This is a genomic window from Rhizobium etli CFN 42, from assembly GCF_000092045.1.
GTDB lineage: Bacteria > Pseudomonadota > Alphaproteobacteria > Rhizobiales > Rhizobiaceae > Rhizobium > Rhizobium etli.
This window is the reverse complement of sequence record NC_007761.1, coordinates 3,169,167-3,184,313: the sequence shown is the minus strand read 5'-3', so window position 1 is coordinate 3,184,313 and position 15,147 is coordinate 3,169,167. Positions and strand designations below refer to the sequence as shown.

Sequence of the window (15,147 nt, the reverse complement as noted above, 5' to 3'; positions counted from 1 at the left end):
GCGCAACAGGACGCAGTTTGGCCCAGGTACGTTCGATTCGCGGCAGTTCGGGGCTGGAAAATTCGCAGTTTTCGCGTTATGCATGCACATCTTCGAAAGCCAGCAGGGAGGGCCTCATGAATATTTTGCTCATAATGCGCTTTCCCGCCGTGATGCCGACCAAGGCGACATGGCGCCGCTAGAGCGGGCTTCCTTCTAAAACTTCCCTTTTGATCCATTGTGCGGCTGTTTCAGCCTCGCCCCTTGAACGTCCGGTTCCCATATGTGCTTGCATGGCGCCGGGATGGCGCGAAGCCGGGAGCCGGAACGCTGATGTTTCGGAGCATTTTCATGTTTGGCTGGTTCGAACAGCGACTCAATCCCTTTCCTAGCGAGGAGCCCGTCGCGCCCCCGAAAGGTCTCTTTGCTTTCTGCTGGCATTACAGCAAGCCGGCAGCGCCCTGGCTCGCCATGATGGCCGTGCTGACGGCATCTATCGCGATCGGCGAAGTGGCGCTCTTCCAGTTTCTCGGCGACATCGTCGACTGGCTGACCAACGCCGACCGCGCCACCTTCCTGCAGACGGAAGGCCACAAGCTGTTCTGGATGGCGGCGCTGGTGCTGGTCGGCTTGCCGCTGGCGGCCGGGCTCGATTCCCTCATCATGCACCAGATGCTGCTCGGCAACTATCCGATGATGGCGCGCTGGCAGATGCACCGCTTCCTGCTGCGCCACAGCATGACGTTTTTCGCCAACGAGTTTGCCGGGCGCGTTGCGACCAAGGTGATGCAGACCTCGCTTGCCGTGCGCGAAACGGTGATGAAGATCCTCGATGTCTTCGTCTATGTCGTCAGCTATTTTCTGACGATGATCATCGTGATTGCCGCGGCCGACTGGCGGCTGATGATCCCGATCCTCGTCTGGCTCACCATCTATGTCAGCATCGTGTCTTATTTTGTACCGCGGCTTCGCAAGATCGCTGCCCAGCAGGCGGATGCGCGCTCGATGATGACGGGGCGCGTAGTCGACAGCTACACGAACATCGCAACCGTCAAGCTGTTCTCGCATGCGGGACGTGAGGAGATCTATGCCAAACAGGGCATGGACGAGTTCCTGCAGACCGTGCACAAGCAGATGCGAAAGGTGACGCTGTTCCATATCAGCGTCTACCTGAACAACTGCGTCGCGCTCTTCGTTGTCGCGGGCCTGTCGATCTGGTTTTGGCTGAACGGGGCGATCTCGGTCGGCGCGATCGCCATCGCCATCGGTCTTGCCATGCGCGTCAACGGCATGTCGCAATGGATCATGTGGGAAGTCTCGGCGCTGTTCGAGAATATTGGCACGGTCTATGACGGAATGGAGATGATGAGCAAGCAGCACGACATCATCGACAAGCCGAATGCGCCTGACATGACGGCGAAGAAGGGAGCGATCCATTACGATCGCATCCGCTTCCACTATGGCCAGGGCGAGGGGGTCATCGACAATCTGTCGCTCGACATCAAGGCAGGCGAGAAAGTCGGTCTGGTCGGTCGTTCCGGCGCCGGCAAGACGACGCTGATGAACCTGCTGCTGCGCTTCTACGATCTGGAGGCCGGCCGCATCACCATCGACGGGCAGGATATATCAGGCGTCTCGCAGGAGAGCCTGCGTTCGCTGATCGGCGTGGTGACGCAGGATACGTCACTGCTGCATCGCTCGATCCGCGACAACATCGCCTATGGCCGGCCGGAGGCGAGCGACGCGGAGGTGATCGAAGCCTCAAAGCGGGCCAATGCCTGGGAATTCATCGAAGGGCTCGTCGATATGCAAGGCCGCAAAGGGCTCGACGCGCAGGTTGGGGAACGCGGCGTCAAGCTCTCCGGCGGTCAGCGGCAGCGGATCGCCATCGCTCGCGTCTTCCTGAAGGATGCGCCGATCCTGGTGCTCGACGAGGCGACTTCGGCGCTCGATTCGGAAGTCGAAGCGGCGATCCAGGAAAACCTCTTCGCCCTGATGGAAGGCAAGACGGTAATCGCGATCGCCCACCGGCTTTCGACGCTGACGGAGATGGACCGGTTGATCGTGCTCGAGAAGGGCCGGATTATCGAGGCCGGCTCGCACGGCGAACTGATCGAAAGCGGCGGCACCTATGCCGACCTCTGGAACCGCCAGTCCGGCGGCTTCCTCTCCGATCACGCCGAAGAGGCGGAAGAGGCAGCGGAATAAAAATGCCCTCCCGGCGTGAGCGGGGAGGGCATTTGATTTTTTTGATGATTGTGCTCGCCAGAAGATCGGCTGCGGTCGTGCCGGCGTGCTTTCAAAGACTGTCGGCCCAGTCGATCACCCGGTCCTGTTCGACGACGACGATCGTGTTGGCGGCTGCGATCGTGCGCAGCGCCACTATACGGCGGCGCTCCTCGCGGTCGAGCCAGGCAGCGATGGCTTCTGTGACGATCACATCGCGCGGCAGCGCCAGGTCGAAAGCCAAGGCATCCAACCTTTCTGCAAGCGGAAGCGGAATATGCGCATCGAGCATTTTCGTTTCCATGAGCCTTCTCTCCAGTGAAGCGCGATTCTATCGTCAGATTGCGACGGGTTCGGGGGCAATCAATGGCGATGCCGCCGATGTTATCGTTTATTACCAAAATATTAGGTTGCGTCCGCTTTCCATTCCCTTTGCCGCTCCCCTCAATCCGCCTATATCGCTTCCATGTTTCTGCGACCTGTCTTCCGCCTGTTCGAAACCTGGATCGATCCGTTCCGTCCGCGCGACGACTTGCAGCCGCCACGCGCGACGCTCGGTTTCATCTGGTTCTACATCGGCCAGGCGAAGATGCCGTTCATCGCCATGCTCATTCTCGGCGGCACGTCGGCGGCAATTGAGGCCGCACTCTTCTGGTTCGTCGGACGCCTCGTCGATATTCTCGCTAGTATCACGCCCAGCGCCGGCTGGAGCGGTCTTCTCGCGGCTCATGGCGGCGAGCTGTTCGGCATGCTCGCACTCATCGGGCTCTTGCGCTTCGTTGTCGCCTTCCTGATCGCCCTCGTCGATCAGCAGGTGATCACGCCGGGTTTCTACAATCTAGCACGTTGGCAATCTTATCTCCACGTCTCAAGGCAATCATTGTCGTTCTTCCAGAGCGATTTCTCCGGGCGTATCGTCACCAAGGTCTGGTCTGCCGGCCAGGCAACCGGCGATCTCGTCACCTCGCTGATGGAAAGCGTCTGGTTTGTCGGAATTTATGCGGCAACGACGCTCGTGCTCGTCGCCAGGCTGGACTTTACACTCGCCGCCGTCGTGCTGTTCTGGCTCGGCGCCTTCAGCCTGCTTGCCCGCCACTTTGTCCCACGGATCCGCCATCACTCCCGCGAAACGGCGGAGGCCGGCTCGATGCTGAACGGCCGGATGGTCGACTCCTATAGCAATATGCAGACGCTGAAGCTGTTCGCACGCGATGAAGAGAGCGACCGCTACATGCGCCAAGGTTTCGATATCTATCAGGACACGGTGCTGCGCTTCACGCGGTTCATCACCGGTGTGAGGGCCTCGATGGCGCTGCTCTCCGGCCTGATGATCGTGACAATGGCGGGCCTAAGCGTCGATCTCTGGCTGCGCGGCTTGATCAGCTCCGGCGCGGTGGCATTTTCGCTGGCGCTGGTGCTCCGGCTGAATTTCCTGCTCGGGCGCCTGATGACGCAGTTCAACGGCATCATGCGCAATCTCGGCACCATTCAGAATGCCGCCGAACTGATTTCGCAGCCGCTCGGGCTCATCGATCGGCCCGATGCGAAGAGCCTGGTGATCCGCCAGCCCGGTGTCCGCTTCGACAATGTCTCCTTCCGCTACGGCAAGGGTCAGCAGCCCGTCGTCGAGAATTTCTCCCTGACCATCCGGCCAGGCGAGAAGGTCGGGATCGTCGGGCGTTCGGGCGCCGGCAAATCAACGCTGATGAACCTGCTGCTGCGTCTCTATGACATTCAGGACGGCCGCATCCTGATCGACGGTCAGGATATATCGACCGTCACTCAGGAATCACTGCGGATGCAGATCGGCGTCGTCAGCCAGGATACGTCGCTGCTGCATCGTTCCGTGCGCGACAATATACTCTTCGGACGGCCGGATGCCGGCGAGGAGCGGCTGATCGAGGCGGCCCGGCGCGCCGAAGCCATCGACTTCATCGGCCGCCTGCAGGATCAGCAGGGCCGTAGAGGCTTCGATGCGCATGTCGGCGAACGCGGCGTCAAACTGTCGGGCGGGCAGCGGCAGCGCATCGCCATCGCGCGAGTCATGCTGAAGGACGCGCCGATCCTGGTCCTCGACGAAGCGACGTCGGCGCTCGATTCGGAAGTGGAGGAGGTGATCCAGTCCAATCTTCATCGGATCATGGAGGGCAAGACAGTGCTCGCGATCGCCCACCGGCTGTCGACGATCGCCGCTCTCGACCGGCTGATCGTCGTCGACCTTGGCCGGATCATCGAGGAGGGCAGCCACGACGAGCTGCTGCGCCGCGGTGGGCTCTATGCCGAACTTTGGGCACGCCAATCCGGGGGCTTTCTCGCGGCCGAGGAGGATGCAGGCTCAAGGATCGAGGATGAATTCCGCCATGAGGCCAAAATGGTTTGATCCGAAACTGCTCTTTATGCGGCGGACCGATTTCAGCCGCAGGGGCGCTTTGCTGAAGACGTGATCTATCGAAATGCCGAAGGGGCCGGCAGCGATCGGCCATGTCGCAGGCTCCAGCGATGCTGTGCCCAAGCCCTGGCTGCGCATGAGATACTGCACATCCGGCGCCAGAATCGACGTATTGAAATCGCCGGCAAGCACGAGTGGTCCCGGTAGCGAAGGGATAATCTCGGCGAGATCTTCGATTTCCAGGCCGTGGAATTCGTCATAATAGGGTTTGGTCAGGTGCGCGGCGAGGAAGTTGACCTTCTGGCCGTCGAAATCGATGGTCGAGATCGTCAGCCGGTTGCGCCAGAGCAGGCCAAGGCTGCGGATGTGAGGTTCGATCAGCGGACGCTTCGACAAGACGAGCGTATCGCATTGCTCCATGCCGACGCCGCAGCCGACGTAATAGGGGTAGGTCTTGAGCAGTCGCGGCAATTCGGAAAATACCGGTTCGGCCTCCAGAATATTGACGACATCAGCGCCCGAACCGATCGCCATGTCGGCGATATCAGCGCCGTTTGCGAAATTGTCGTTCTCTATATTGAAGGACAGCAGCTTGAAGAGAGCAGGGCGGCTCTCGTCTACCGCAGGCTCGACGAATTCACGTGTCATCACGATGCCGTGGACGACGAGAACCATCGATGCGCCGAGTGTCAGCAGCGCGTACCAATGCCGCTTGAAGAGGAGGGCTATGCCGGAGGCCACTGCTGCGGCCGCTGCCAGATGGATCTGGAAGCTGTAAAAAAGAGAAAGCAAATAGAAATCTTTGACATAGCGCAGCGAGATTATGGCGAGGACGAGGGTAGTGAGAACGCTCATTACGCAAAAGATCGTGTCTCTCATCCGCTCGGGTCCGGCTGGCTGGCATCGTTGCGGTTGCGCCTAACACGGCGGCTCTTTTGTTGCAATGCAACATAAGGGCACGCGGGTGTTTGCCGTAAAAAATTCCTCTGAAATTTCCCGCGACATTGTGCCCTCATCCCCTTGTCAAGGCTGGACATAATTTGCGATCAAGCTTAGAACGCGCCGGATTGCCGGGGAATCTATGGCTGAAATGTGTCCAGATCGATTCACCAGCAGAGGGGGCGGGGCGGAATTCCGCGATAATTGCGCAGAGGATGGTTAAGCCGTGAGCGAACACGTAACGACAAGCGAGGCTTCAGCAGAGCCCACTCGCCGTGATTTCCTTTATCTCACCACTGGTATGGCGGGCGCTGTCGGCGCCGTTGCTGTCGCATGGCCGTTCATCGACCAGATGCGTCCGGATGCGTCGACGCTGGCGCTTGCCTCGATTGAAGTCGATGTCGCGAGCCTTGAGCCCGGCATGTCATTGACGGTCAAGTGGCGCGGCAAGCCGATCTTTATCCGCAACCGCACGCCGGAGGAAGTGAAGGCGGCAGCCGATGTTCCGCTGGCGGATCTCAAGGATCCGATCGCGCGCAACGCGAACCTTCCGCCTGAAGCGCAGGCAACTGGTGTTGACCGTTCGGGTGGCAAGGACAAGGAAAACTGGATCGTCATGATCGGCACCTGCACCCATCTCGGTTGCGTTCCGCTCGGTCAGGCCGGTGAGTACAATGGTTGGTTCTGTCCCTGCCATGGCTCGGTCTACGACACGGCCGGCCGCATTCGCAAAGGCCCTGCGCCGCAGAACCTGGCGATTCCGACCTTTTCATTTGTGTCCGATACCAAAATCAAGATCGGTTGAGGGGAGACTGATTTATGAGTGGCCATTCCAGCTACGAACCATCAACCGGCTTCGAAAAATGGGTCGATGCGCGCCTGCCGCTGCCGCGCATGGTCTATGACAGCTTCGTGGCATATCCGGTTCCCAGAAACCTGAACTATGCCTATACCTTTGGCGCCATGCTTTCCGTCATGCTGATCGTGCAGATCCTGACGGGTGTCGTGCTCGCCATGCACTATGCCGCCGACACGACGATCGCTTTCAACTCCGTTGAAAAGATCATGCGCGACGTCAACCACGGCTGGCTGCTGCGCTACCTGCATGCCAACGGCGCATCCTTCTTCTTCGTCGCCGTCTACCTGCACATTGCCCGGGGCCTCTACTATGGCTCTTACAAGGCACCGCGCGAAATCCTCTGGATCCTCGGCGTGGTCATCTACCTCCTGATGATGGCCACGGGCTTCATGGGCTACGTCCTGCCCTGGGGGCAGATGTCTTTCTGGGGTGCGACCGTCATCACCGGCTTCTTTTCGGCCTTCCCTCTGGTCGGCGAATGGGTGCAGCAGTTCCTGCTCGGCGGCTTTGCCGTTGATCAGCCGACGCTGAACCGCTTTTTCTCGCTGCATTACCTGCTGCCCTTCATGATCGCCGGCGTCGTCGTCCTGCATATCTGGGCGCTGCACGTCACAGGCCAGACGAACCCAACCGGCGTCGAGGTCAAGACGAAGACCGACACCGTTCGCTTCACGCCCTATGCGACGATGAAGGACGCTCTCGGCGTCTCCGTCTTCCTGCTCGTCTATGCTTACTTCGTCTTCTACCTGCCGAACTTCCTCGGCCACGCCGATAACTACATACCGGCCGATCCGTTGAAGACGCCCGCCCACATCGTTCCCGAATGGTACTTCCTGCCGTTCTACGCGATGCTGCGTTCGATCACCTTCAACATCGGCCCGATCGACTCCAAACTCGGCGGCGTGCTCGTGATGTTCGGCGCGATCATCGTGCTCTTCTTCCTGCCGTGGCTTGACACCTCAAAGGTTCGCTCGGCGGTCTACCGTCCCTGGTACAAGCTGTTCTTCTGGCTGTTCGTGCTCAACGCGATCATCCTCGGCTGGCTCGGTTCGCAGCCCGCGGAAGGCAGCTACGTCATCGTGTCGCAGATCTGCACGCTTCTCTACTTCGCCTTCTTCCTGGTCGCGATGCCAGTTTTGGGTCTGGTGGAAACGCCGCGCCGCATCCCGAACTCGATCACTGAAGCGGTGCTTGAAAAGCGCAACAAGGCCACTGGCGCCGCCGCGGCGGCCAATGCGTAAGCGAGCGACGGAAGGGAATAGAACTATGAAAACGCTTGTTGCAAGCATTCTGCCGCTTGCCGTCGCCGCTCTCCTTGGCAGCGCCGCTTTGGCCGAGGAAGCGACGCCTGCGAATGGTGCAGCTCCCGCGCATCACGAGGAAGGCGCGACGCCGCACTATCCGCTGAAGGAGCCAAAGGAGCAGGAATGGAGCTTTGCCGGCCCCTTCGGGCACTACGACAAGGCTCAGCTCCAGCGCGGCCTCAAGGTCTACACGGAAGTCTGTTCCGCCTGCCATTCGATGAGCCTCGTGCCTTTCCGCACGCTCGACGAACTCGGTTATTCCGAGGCACAGGTGAAGGCATTCGCTGCCAATTACGAAGTTCAGGACGGGCCGGACTCTGCCGGCGAAATGTTCACCCGCAAGGCAGTCCCTTCGGATCATTTCCCATCGCCTTTCGCTAATGCTGAAGCCGCGGCTGCGTCCAACAACGGTGCGGCTCCGCCTGATTTTTCGCTGATCGCCAAGGCCCGTGAAGTCGAGCGCGGCTTCCCGCAATTCGTCTTCGACATCTTTACGCAGTATCAGGAAAGCGGCCCGGACTACATCTACTCGCTGCTGACCGGCTATGAAGAGCCGCCAGCCGGATTCCAGGTGGCGCAGGGCGCGCATTATAACCCGTATTTCCATGCTGCCGCCGTTCTCGCCATGCCGAAACCGCTTTCCGACGGCCAGGTAACCTATGACGACGGCGCGCCGGCGACCGTCGACCAATACGCCAAGGACGTTTCCGCGTTCCTGATGTGGGCCGCCGAACCGCATCTCGAGGAGCGCAAGCGCACCGGTTTCATGGTGATGGTATTCCTTGCGATCTTTACCGTGCTGATCTATCTGACGAAGCGCTCGGTTTACGCCAACAAGGAACATTGAGCGTTCCGTGTCTGAATTCGAAAGGCGGCTTGCGAGCCGCCTTTTTTGTTGGTTCCACCCTCGGCAATTGATAGGGTGCGGCCGGTTTTATGCGCTCGCAGATACGGACGTTCCATGGGCAATACAATTTCGGAGCTCGCAGCCAGCATTCGCTCCATCCCCGACTACCCCAATCCCGGCATTATCTTCCGCGACATCACCACCCTGCTCGGCAACCCCCGTGCTTTCCGCAGGGCGGTCGACGAGCTGGTGCAACCCTATGCCGGTACTAAGGTCGACAAGATCGCCGGCATGGAGGCGCGCGGCTTTATCCTCGGCGGTGCGGTGGCGCACCAGCTCTCTTCGGGCTTCGTGCCGATCCGCAAGAAGGGCAAGTTGCCGCACGACACCGTGCGCATCGCCTACAGCCTGGAATATGGCGTCGACGAAATGGAGATGCATCGAGATGCGGTCCAGCCCGGCGAGAAGGTGATCCTGGTCGACGATCTCATCGCCACCGGCGGCACCGCCGTGGGGGCGACACAGCTTTTGCGCCAGATCGGCGCGGAGGTGGTCGGTGCCTGCTTCGTCATCGACTTGCCCGACCTTGGCGGCCGCAGGAAGCTGGAAGAGCTCGGCGTCGTTGTGCACACGCTGGTCGAGTTCTCGGGGCACTGAGCCGGTGTTCCGACGGCGTCAGTCGAATTCCAGGACGCTGCTTTCGAAGCGCATGACGGGATCGCCGTTCTGATTGACGCCCTCGCAGAGGATGGTGTTGAGATGCCAGCCCGGCCGCGATGCGAGCGGTCGGCTGGAGAGCAGGGCGACGGAATAGGTCACGACGTCGCCCGCGAAGACCGGCCGCAGCCATTGCAGTTTCTGAAAGCCGGGTGAGGGGCCGAGATTCGGCTCCGTCAGGCCCTGCTTGGCGAGTGCGACGCGCTGCCTTTGCCAGAAGTTGAGGAAAGTCCGCATCCAGGCGGCCGTGGTGTGCCAGCCCGAGGCGCAAAGCCCGCCGAAGAGCGTGTCTTTCGCGGCTTCCTTGTCGACGTGAAAACGCTGCGGGTCGTGGCGGGTTGCGAAGCGGATGATGTTTTCCTCGGTGAAGGTGTAGCTGCCGATCTCGGTTTTCTGACCGACGGCGTAAAGCTCGGACATTCTCATGCTGACGGCTCCGAGCTCATGTTTGCATCCTCCGGAGTGGGGCGCATGCGGATCATCACGGAATTCTCCGAGAGGCAGACGAGTTCGCGGCGCTGGTTTTCCACCGCGTGGCGGAATTTGACGATGCCGATGCCGGGGCGCGAGCGCATCGGCCGGGCTTCGAGAACGGTCGAATGGCCCTGCAGCGTATCGCCTGCCAGCACCGGCTTTCGCCATTCCATCAGATCGATGCCCGGCGCACCCTCGCAAAGCGCGTTCAGCACGTAGCTGTCTGCCATCATGCGCATGAGCATTGCGGAGGTATGCCAGCCGGAGGCGGCAAGCCCGCCTAGGATGCTGGCCCGGCCGGCGGCCTCGTCGAGATGCATCGGCTGCGGGTCGAATTCGCTGGCGAACTCGATGATTTCTTCGGTGAGCACCAGTTTCGGGCCGAGGGCGAAACTGCGGCCGGGTTCAAAATCCTCGAAAGACAGCTTTTCTGCCGGCATTCTCTCCTCCGCCATATGCATCGCCTAGAACAGGATGTTTTTAGGCCGGCCGGCCAAAAATCTGAATCCTGTTCTACATTAAAGAGTTAGAGCATGATGTCGTCCGTAAACCGCTTACAGTTTTCGGCATCGTGCTCTAGTGCTTACAATAGCATCCGCGCGGGCTCAATGATTCCCTGGAGAAAGACCGGTATGACGGAACTGAGGTCGATACTTGACGAGGCGGCGCGCCAGGGGCTGATTTCGTCGGAAGCGGGCGGGCGGCTTCTGCCGTTTCTGACCGAGCGTGGCGTGTCTGTCGTTGAGACGCAGAAGGCAGTCGCAGCCGCGGAGCAGGCCTGGTCGGACACCGAGACGCCGCGGTTCGTGCGCGGCTTTCACGACGTGCTGATCACCATCGGCGTTATTGTCGCGCTCGTCGGCCTCTGGGGGCTGGCGCCGCTTTACGCCGTGCCGGTCGCTATCATCGTGCTTTCGGAAATCCTGGTGCGCCGCCAGCGGCTCGCCTTGCCGGCCGTCAGCCTGACGATCGCGCTGTTCTGCTGGACATTTTTGTTGATGTCCCGCGTCTTCACGCCGTGGACCTCCGAAATCGGGGCAGATCTGACGCAGTTCGTCGCCGGCTTTCCGCTCCTGCTCGGCGTCTACCATGCCCGCTATCGCGTGCCCTTGTCGCTGGCGCTCACTATCATGTCGACGCTTGCCCTGGTGCTCACGCTGCTTTTGCGCCTGGTGCAATGGCTAAGCGGCAATCCCGCGTTTTTCGTCGATCATCTTGACGTGCTGGCTGCGGTCTCTCTCGTCTGTGCGCTCGGCCTGTTCGCGACGGCGCTTTATTTCGATCTCGGCGACCGGCTGCGGCAGACGACGCGTTCGGATATCGCCTTCTGGCTGCACCTCGGCGCAGCGCCGGCGCTGCTCTACAGCACCGTCTCCCTGCTGTCGTTCGGGGAAAGCGGCCATATCTTCGACCTGGCGAACATGTCGGCCCGGACGCCTGTGGTCGTCGCGACCGTGGCGGCGCTGATGCTGATCGGCCTCGTCATTGATCGTCGCGCCTTCGTCACGTCGGGGCTGCTGTCCCTCGGCGTTGCGATCTTTAGCGTCGTTCGGAAGGGAAATGCGACTGTCGATACCTACATCTTCACGACGCTGATCGTTGTCGGCGCGATTGTGCTCATTATCGGAACGGGCTGGATGCCGCTTCGGCGGCTGGTGCTCAGGGCACTGCCGCCGGCAATCGCAAACAGGCTGCCGCCGGGTTAGGGCGGAAGCGATTGATCAGGTGTTGAAGCGGAAGTGGATGACGTCGCCGTCCTGGACGACGTATTCCTTGCCTTCGTCGCGCGCCTTGCCGGCATCCTTGGCGCCGACTTCGCCGTTATATTTGATGTAATCGTCGTAGGCGATGGTGTTGGCGCGGATGAAGCCGCGTTCGAAATCCGAGTGGATGACGCCGGCGGCCTGCGGCGCCTTGGTGCCACGCTCGATCGTCCAGGCGCGCGTTTCCTTTGGGCCGACAGTGAAATAGGTGATGAGGTGGAGCAGCTTGTAGCCGGCGCGGATCAGTCGGTCGAGGCCGGCCTCGTCTAGGTCGAGGGCGGAAAGGAATTCCTTGGCCTCATCCTCCGGAAGCTGGGCGACCTCAGCTTCGATCGCCGCCGAGATGATGACGGTTTCGGCGCCCTGTTCCCTGGCCATGGCGGCGACGGCCTCGGTGAATTCATTGCCGGTCGAGGCATCGCCCTCAGCGACGTTGCAGACATAGAGCACCGGATGCGAGGTGAGCAGGTTGAGGCCCTTGAGGATGGCGATCTCCTCGGCGTCGAGCGTCGACAGCAGCGTGCGCACCGGCTTACCCTCGTTGAGCAGCTTCAGCGACGCTTCCATGATCGGCAGCATCGCCATCGATTCCTTGTCCTTGCCGGTGGCGCGCTTGCGGGTCTGCTCGGTGCGGCGTTCCAGGCTTTCGAGGTCGGCGAGCATCAGCTCGGTCTCGATCGTCTCGGCATCGGCGACGGGATTGATGCGGCCCTCGACATGGGTGATATCGCTGTCTTCGAAGCAGCGCAGCACATGCACGATGGCGTCGACTTCGCGGATATTGGCGAGGAACTGGTTACCGAGGCCCTCACCTTTCGAGGCGCCGCGCACCAGGCCGGCGATGTCGACGAAGGAGATGCGGGTCGGGATCAGTTCCTTCGACTTGGCGATGTCGGCAAGCTTGCGCATGCGCGGATCGGGTACGGCGACTTCGCCGGTATTCGGCTCGATGGTGCAAAAGGGGTAATTGGCCGCTTGTGCCGCCGCCGTCTTGGTGAGCGCGTTGAAGAGGGTCGATTTGCCGACGTTCGGCAGACCAACGATGCCGCATTTGAAGCCCATGGCTAAAACCTGCTGTTCTTGAATTTCTTGCTGGTGCCTATGGGATAAAGGAGCAATATGGTCAAGTCTTAGCGAGCTTTTAACGTTGCTCACTTGCCCAAGGAAGGGCGCTGGCCTATTTTCGAGGGCGATCGCGGTTTCGATGCATTGCGGATGTCGCTGCACGGTCGCTGTTGCCGGCCGCAATGACATCCGGCTTCAACTCGGCGAATTTCCTGCTTCACGGTGAGGCAGCCACGGCGCACCGTCGAAAATTCGTCATCGACAAATGATTAGTTGTTTTGAAGAACCCTGACCATGTCATCAACGGGTGGATTTTCCGATGAGTGACAATGACGTTGCCCTGAAACCGAAGACCAAGGTGAGGCCGAAGCTGGACAAGCCGAAGCTCTACAAAGTCATTCTCGTCAACGACGATTACACGCCGCGGGAGTTCGTCATCGTGATCCTGAAAGTCGTCTTCCGCATGAGCGAGGAGACCGGCTATCGGGTGATGATGACGGCGCATAAGCTCGGCTCCTGCGTGGTCGTGGTCTGCGCCAAGGACATTGCCGAGACCAAGGCCAAAGAGGGTATCGACCTTGCCAAGGAGATGGGTTTCCCGCTGATGTTCACCACAGAGCCCGAGGAATAGTCCTTCAGCTCACTGGCGACGGATCTGATAGCCGGTCTTGTCCTGCAGGAAGCCGCAATTTTCGTAGAAGCGCAGCGTCGCCGGGTTCTTCGAGCCGGTGAGCAACATCACCTTATAGCAGCCGGCCTTCCAGGCCTCATTCACCGCATGGCCGATGACGGCGTTGGCGTAGCCGCGCCGGCGGTCCTCGGCGTGGGTGACGACGTTTTCGATCAGTGCATAAGTGGCGCCGCCGCGCGTCAAATTCGGCACGATGATCAGCGTGACGGTGGCGGCGTGAGCGCCGGCAAAGCCGATGAATACGGTCATGCTGGGCTGGGCGAGAATGGCGGAAAAGCGCTCCTCAGATGCCGGTAGAGGACGGTCAGCCCCTCGAGATCATCGGGAGCGGCGCTGCGGATGGTAAAATCCTGGTCTGGCAGCGCCGTCATTCCCCCTTGTTGCCGAACATCTTCTTGAGCATGTCGGCCATCGGGCCGGTGGCCGGCAGCTTTGGTTGGTTGTTGTTGCGTGCCTGGCGGATATGCGACTGGCCGGCCGGCTTCTTCTCGCTGTCCTTCCGCGGCTTTTCCTCGTCGGCCTTGCCGCCAAGCGCCAGCGCGATCTTGTTCATCAGCTGAGAATCCTCGTTTCGCACCAGCATATCGGCATTGTCGGCCAGCGTATCGAGAAGCGGCTCCAGCCAGGCATTGTCTGCCTTGGCGAAGTCGCCGAGCACATGGTTCTGCACCATTTCCTTGACGCCGGGATGGCCGATGCCGAGGCGCAGCCGCCGGTATTCCTTGCCGCAATGGGCGTCCAACGATTTGATGCCGTTATGGCCACCATGGCCGCCGCCGGTCTTCAGCCGCGCCTTGCCCGCGGGAAGGTCGAGCTCGTCATAGATCGCGACAAGATCGGCGGGCTGGAGTTTGTAAAAACGCATCGCCTCGCCGACGGCTTCGCCCGAGAGGTTCATATAGGTCTGCGGCTTGATAAGCAGCACCTTTTCGCCGCCAAGCTCGCCCTCGGCGATCGCGGCCTTGAACTTCTTTGACCAGGGCGAAAAGCTGTGGCGCCGATGAATGGCGTCAACGGCCAAGAAGCCGATATTGTGGCGGTTGCCGGCGTATTTGCTGCCGGGATTGCCTAGACCTGCAATGATCAGCATGGCCTGTCATCCTCGCTTGAGCGTTTCCCGACGTTCACCACCCGGAAACGACAATAAAGTCAAGCGGAAACAGCGAGCCCGGCGGCAGCATCATTCCGAGAGGTTCATGCCGTATTTCAGGAAGATCTGCTTTTGGCCGCCATCAGCGATCAGCTTGTCGAGGGCAGCCTGCATCCTGGCGTGCAGATCGTCTGGAAAGCTCTTCTCGCAGGCGATGCCCATGGGTTGGGAGGAGAGCACGGTTACGATCTCTACCGGCCGCTCCGCCTTCAGCTTCTCGAAATAAAGTTCGGAGATCGGCATCATGTCGATGCGACCGCTGAGCAGCTTGCGCAGCGTGGCGTTGAAGTCACTGGCGACGTCCAGCTTGGTGAAACCCTTCTCCTTCAGGATCGTCTCGGTGTAGTCCTCTCGCTGGGTGCCGATCGTATATTTCTTTGCCTCTTCGAGATTGCTGGCGGTGATGCCGGAACCCTTACGGGTGATCAGGATGTTTCGGTCGATGAGCAGCGGCTCGACCCATTTGAACAACGGGTCGCGCGCGCTGTTGTGGGCGGTGGCGAAAACACACGTCATCGGCGCAGTGCGGGCAAGGCTGAAAGCACGCGCCCAAGGCATGACTTCGATGGTGTAGTCGACGCCGATCGCGGCCATCACCTTTTCGACCTGCTCGACGGTCGCGCCCTTGATCTCTTTGCCTTCGCGATAGTTGAAGGGGGCGTAATCCTCGGTCGTGAAGGCAACCGTCTGTGCGTGAGCCGCGCAGGGCATTGCCAGGCATGCGAGAAGCAGGAGCTTTTTCAT

Annotated in this window: 15 protein-coding genes and 1 pseudogene; 8 read left to right on the top strand and 8 right to left on the bottom strand. The window is 60.5% G+C overall.

The window, feature by feature from the left end; all coding sequences use genetic code 11:
- Window positions 1-330: 330 nt before the first annotated feature.
- Window positions 331-2,187: an ABC transporter ATP-binding protein gene (locus RHE_RS15560; protein ID WP_011426282.1), complete on the top strand. Its 1,857-nt coding sequence runs from the start codon at window positions 331-333 to the stop codon at window positions 2,185-2,187.
- Window positions 2,188-2,278: 91 nt separating this feature from the next.
- Here RHE_RS15560 and RHE_RS15555 read toward each other — a convergent pair whose 3' ends face one another.
- On the bottom strand, window positions 2,279-2,509 hold the full coding sequence (locus RHE_RS15555; protein ID WP_011426281.1) for a ribbon-helix-helix domain-containing protein: 231 nt from the start codon (window positions 2,507-2,509) through the stop codon (window positions 2,279-2,281).
- 162 nt (window positions 2,510-2,671) lie between these two features.
- Here RHE_RS15555 and RHE_RS15550 point away from each other — a divergent pair, with 162 nt between their 5' ends.
- Window positions 2,672-4,585, top strand: a complete 1,914-nt coding sequence (locus RHE_RS15550) for an ABC transporter ATP-binding protein (RefSeq protein ID WP_011426280.1) — start codon at window positions 2,672-2,674, stop codon at window positions 4,583-4,585.
- Here RHE_RS15550 and RHE_RS15545 read toward each other — a convergent pair.
- The gene (locus tag RHE_RS15545; protein WP_011426279.1) at window positions 4,541-5,473 is read right to left on the bottom strand and encodes an endonuclease/exonuclease/phosphatase family protein; all 933 of its coding nucleotides are present in this window, start codon (window positions 5,471-5,473) and stop codon (window positions 4,541-4,543) included. The two genes, RHE_RS15550 and RHE_RS15545, sit on opposite strands and share 45 nt — an antisense overlap.
- 286 nt (window positions 5,474-5,759) lie before the next feature.
- Between RHE_RS15545 and petA the strand changes: the two genes are divergently transcribed.
- The 4 genes from petA to RHE_RS15525 all read left to right on the top strand — a co-directional run bounded on the left by petA (window position 5,760) and on the right by RHE_RS15525 (window position 9,200).
- The gene (petA, locus tag RHE_RS15540) at window positions 5,760-6,338 is read left to right on the top strand and encodes a ubiquinol-cytochrome c reductase iron-sulfur subunit (protein ID WP_011426278.1); all 579 of its coding nucleotides are present in this window, start codon (window positions 5,760-5,762) and stop codon (window positions 6,336-6,338) included.
- A 14-nt stretch (window positions 6,339-6,352) separates the two neighbouring features.
- Entirely contained in the window at window positions 6,353-7,633 is a 1,281-nt protein-coding gene (locus tag RHE_RS15535) for a cytochrome b (protein WP_011426277.1), read from the top strand.
- A 25-nt stretch (window positions 7,634-7,658) separates the two neighbouring features.
- Entirely contained in the window at window positions 7,659-8,543 is an 885-nt protein-coding gene (locus RHE_RS15530; protein WP_011426276.1) for a cytochrome c1, read from the top strand.
- 114 nt (window positions 8,544-8,657) lie between these two features.
- Window positions 8,658-9,200 carry an adenine phosphoribosyltransferase gene (locus RHE_RS15525; protein WP_020921912.1) on the top strand — a complete coding sequence of 181 codons (543 nt, stop codon included), beginning with the start codon at window positions 8,658-8,660 and terminating at the stop codon, window positions 9,198-9,200.
- Window positions 9,201-9,218: 18 nt separating this feature from the next.
- Here the strand turns inward: RHE_RS15525 and RHE_RS15520 are convergent, their stop codons facing one another.
- Together RHE_RS15520 and RHE_RS15515 are read right to left on the bottom strand one after the other, a co-directional pair.
- Window positions 9,219-9,686 carry a MaoC family dehydratase gene (locus tag RHE_RS15520; protein WP_011426274.1) on the bottom strand — a complete coding sequence of 156 codons (468 nt, stop codon included), beginning with the start codon at window positions 9,684-9,686 and terminating at the stop codon, window positions 9,219-9,221.
- The gene (locus tag RHE_RS15515) at window positions 9,683-10,174 is read right to left on the bottom strand and encodes a MaoC family dehydratase (RefSeq protein ID WP_020921911.1); all 492 of its coding nucleotides are present in this window, start codon (window positions 10,172-10,174) and stop codon (window positions 9,683-9,685) included. Before RHE_RS15515 ends, RHE_RS15520 begins: the two co-directional genes overlap by 4 nt.
- A 192-nt stretch (window positions 10,175-10,366) precedes the next feature.
- Between RHE_RS15515 and RHE_RS15510 the strand changes: the two genes are divergently transcribed.
- Window positions 10,367-11,440, top strand: coding sequence for a hypothetical protein (locus RHE_RS15510; protein WP_011426272.1), 1,074 nt, complete (start codon window positions 10,367-10,369; stop codon window positions 11,438-11,440).
- 15 nt (window positions 11,441-11,455) lie between these two features.
- On the opposite strand, the gene ychF is transcribed toward RHE_RS15510, so the two are convergent.
- Window positions 11,456-12,559 (bottom strand): redox-regulated ATPase YchF, encoded by a 1,104-nt coding sequence (gene ychF / locus RHE_RS15505; protein WP_011426271.1) that lies wholly within the window; start codon window positions 12,557-12,559, stop codon window positions 11,456-11,458.
- Between the two features lie 322 nt (window positions 12,560-12,881).
- On the opposite strand from ychF, the gene clpS reads away from it, so the two are divergent.
- The gene (gene clpS, locus RHE_RS15500; protein WP_011426270.1) at window positions 12,882-13,193 is read left to right on the top strand and encodes an ATP-dependent Clp protease adapter ClpS; all 312 of its coding nucleotides are present in this window, start codon (window positions 12,882-12,884) and stop codon (window positions 13,191-13,193) included.
- 9 nt (window positions 13,194-13,202) lie between these two features.
- Here the strand turns inward: clpS and RHE_RS15495 are convergent.
- The 3 genes and pseudogenes from RHE_RS15495 to RHE_RS15485 all read right to left on the bottom strand — a co-directional run bounded on the left by RHE_RS15495 (window position 13,203) and on the right by RHE_RS15485 (window position 15,147).
- A pseudogene (locus tag RHE_RS15495) lies at window positions 13,203-13,624 on the bottom strand (GNAT family N-acetyltransferase).
- Entirely contained in the window at window positions 13,621-14,343 is a 723-nt protein-coding gene (gene pth / locus RHE_RS15490; RefSeq protein ID WP_011426268.1) for an aminoacyl-tRNA hydrolase, read from the bottom strand. The pseudogene RHE_RS15495 and the gene pth overlap by 4 nt, the downstream one beginning before the upstream one ends.
- A gap of 90 nt (window positions 14,344-14,433) precedes the next feature.
- On the bottom strand, window positions 14,434-15,147 hold the full coding sequence (locus tag RHE_RS15485) for a substrate-binding periplasmic protein (RefSeq protein WP_011426267.1): 714 nt from the start codon (window positions 15,145-15,147) through the stop codon (window positions 14,434-14,436).

What these genes read in the sequence shown, in the direction of transcription:
- RHE_RS15515 (WP_020921911.1), bottom strand. Translation starts at nt 10,174, where the DNA reads ATGCCGGCAGAAAAGCTGTCTTTCGAGGATTTTGAACCCGGCCGCAGT.
- RHE_RS15525 (WP_020921912.1), top strand. Translation starts at nt 8,658, where the DNA reads ATGGGCAATACAATTTCGGAGCTCGCAGCCAGCATTCGCTCCATCCCC.
- RHE_RS15485 (WP_011426267.1), bottom strand. Translation starts at nt 15,147, where the DNA reads ATGAAAAAGCTCCTGCTTCTCGCATGCCTGGCAATGCCCTGCGCGGCT.
- clpS (WP_011426270.1), top strand. Translation starts at nt 12,882, where the DNA reads ATGAGTGACAATGACGTTGCCCTGAAACCGAAGACCAAGGTGAGGCCG.
- pth (WP_011426268.1), bottom strand. Translation starts at nt 14,343, where the DNA reads ATGCTGATCATTGCAGGTCTAGGCAATCCCGGCAGCAAATACGCCGGC.
- RHE_RS15520 (WP_011426274.1), bottom strand. Translation starts at nt 9,686, where the DNA reads ATGAGAATGTCCGAGCTTTACGCCGTCGGTCAGAAAACCGAGATCGGC.
- RHE_RS15555 (WP_011426281.1), bottom strand. Translation starts at nt 2,509, where the DNA reads ATGGAAACGAAAATGCTCGATGCGCATATTCCGCTTCCGCTTGCAGAA.
- RHE_RS15530 (WP_011426276.1), top strand. Translation starts at nt 7,659, where the DNA reads ATGAAAACGCTTGTTGCAAGCATTCTGCCGCTTGCCGTCGCCGCTCTC.
- RHE_RS15535 (WP_011426277.1), top strand. Translation starts at nt 6,353, where the DNA reads ATGAGTGGCCATTCCAGCTACGAACCATCAACCGGCTTCGAAAAATGG.
- ychF (WP_011426271.1), bottom strand. Translation starts at nt 12,559, where the DNA reads ATGGGCTTCAAATGCGGCATCGTTGGTCTGCCGAACGTCGGCAAATCG.
- RHE_RS15560 (WP_011426282.1), top strand. Translation starts at nt 331, where the DNA reads ATGTTTGGCTGGTTCGAACAGCGACTCAATCCCTTTCCTAGCGAGGAG.
- RHE_RS15545 (WP_011426279.1), bottom strand. Translation starts at nt 5,473, where the DNA reads ATGAGAGACACGATCTTTTGCGTAATGAGCGTTCTCACTACCCTCGTC.
- RHE_RS15550 (WP_011426280.1), top strand. Translation starts at nt 2,672, where the DNA reads ATGTTTCTGCGACCTGTCTTCCGCCTGTTCGAAACCTGGATCGATCCG.
- RHE_RS15510 (WP_011426272.1), top strand. Translation starts at nt 10,367, where the DNA reads ATGACGGAACTGAGGTCGATACTTGACGAGGCGGCGCGCCAGGGGCTG.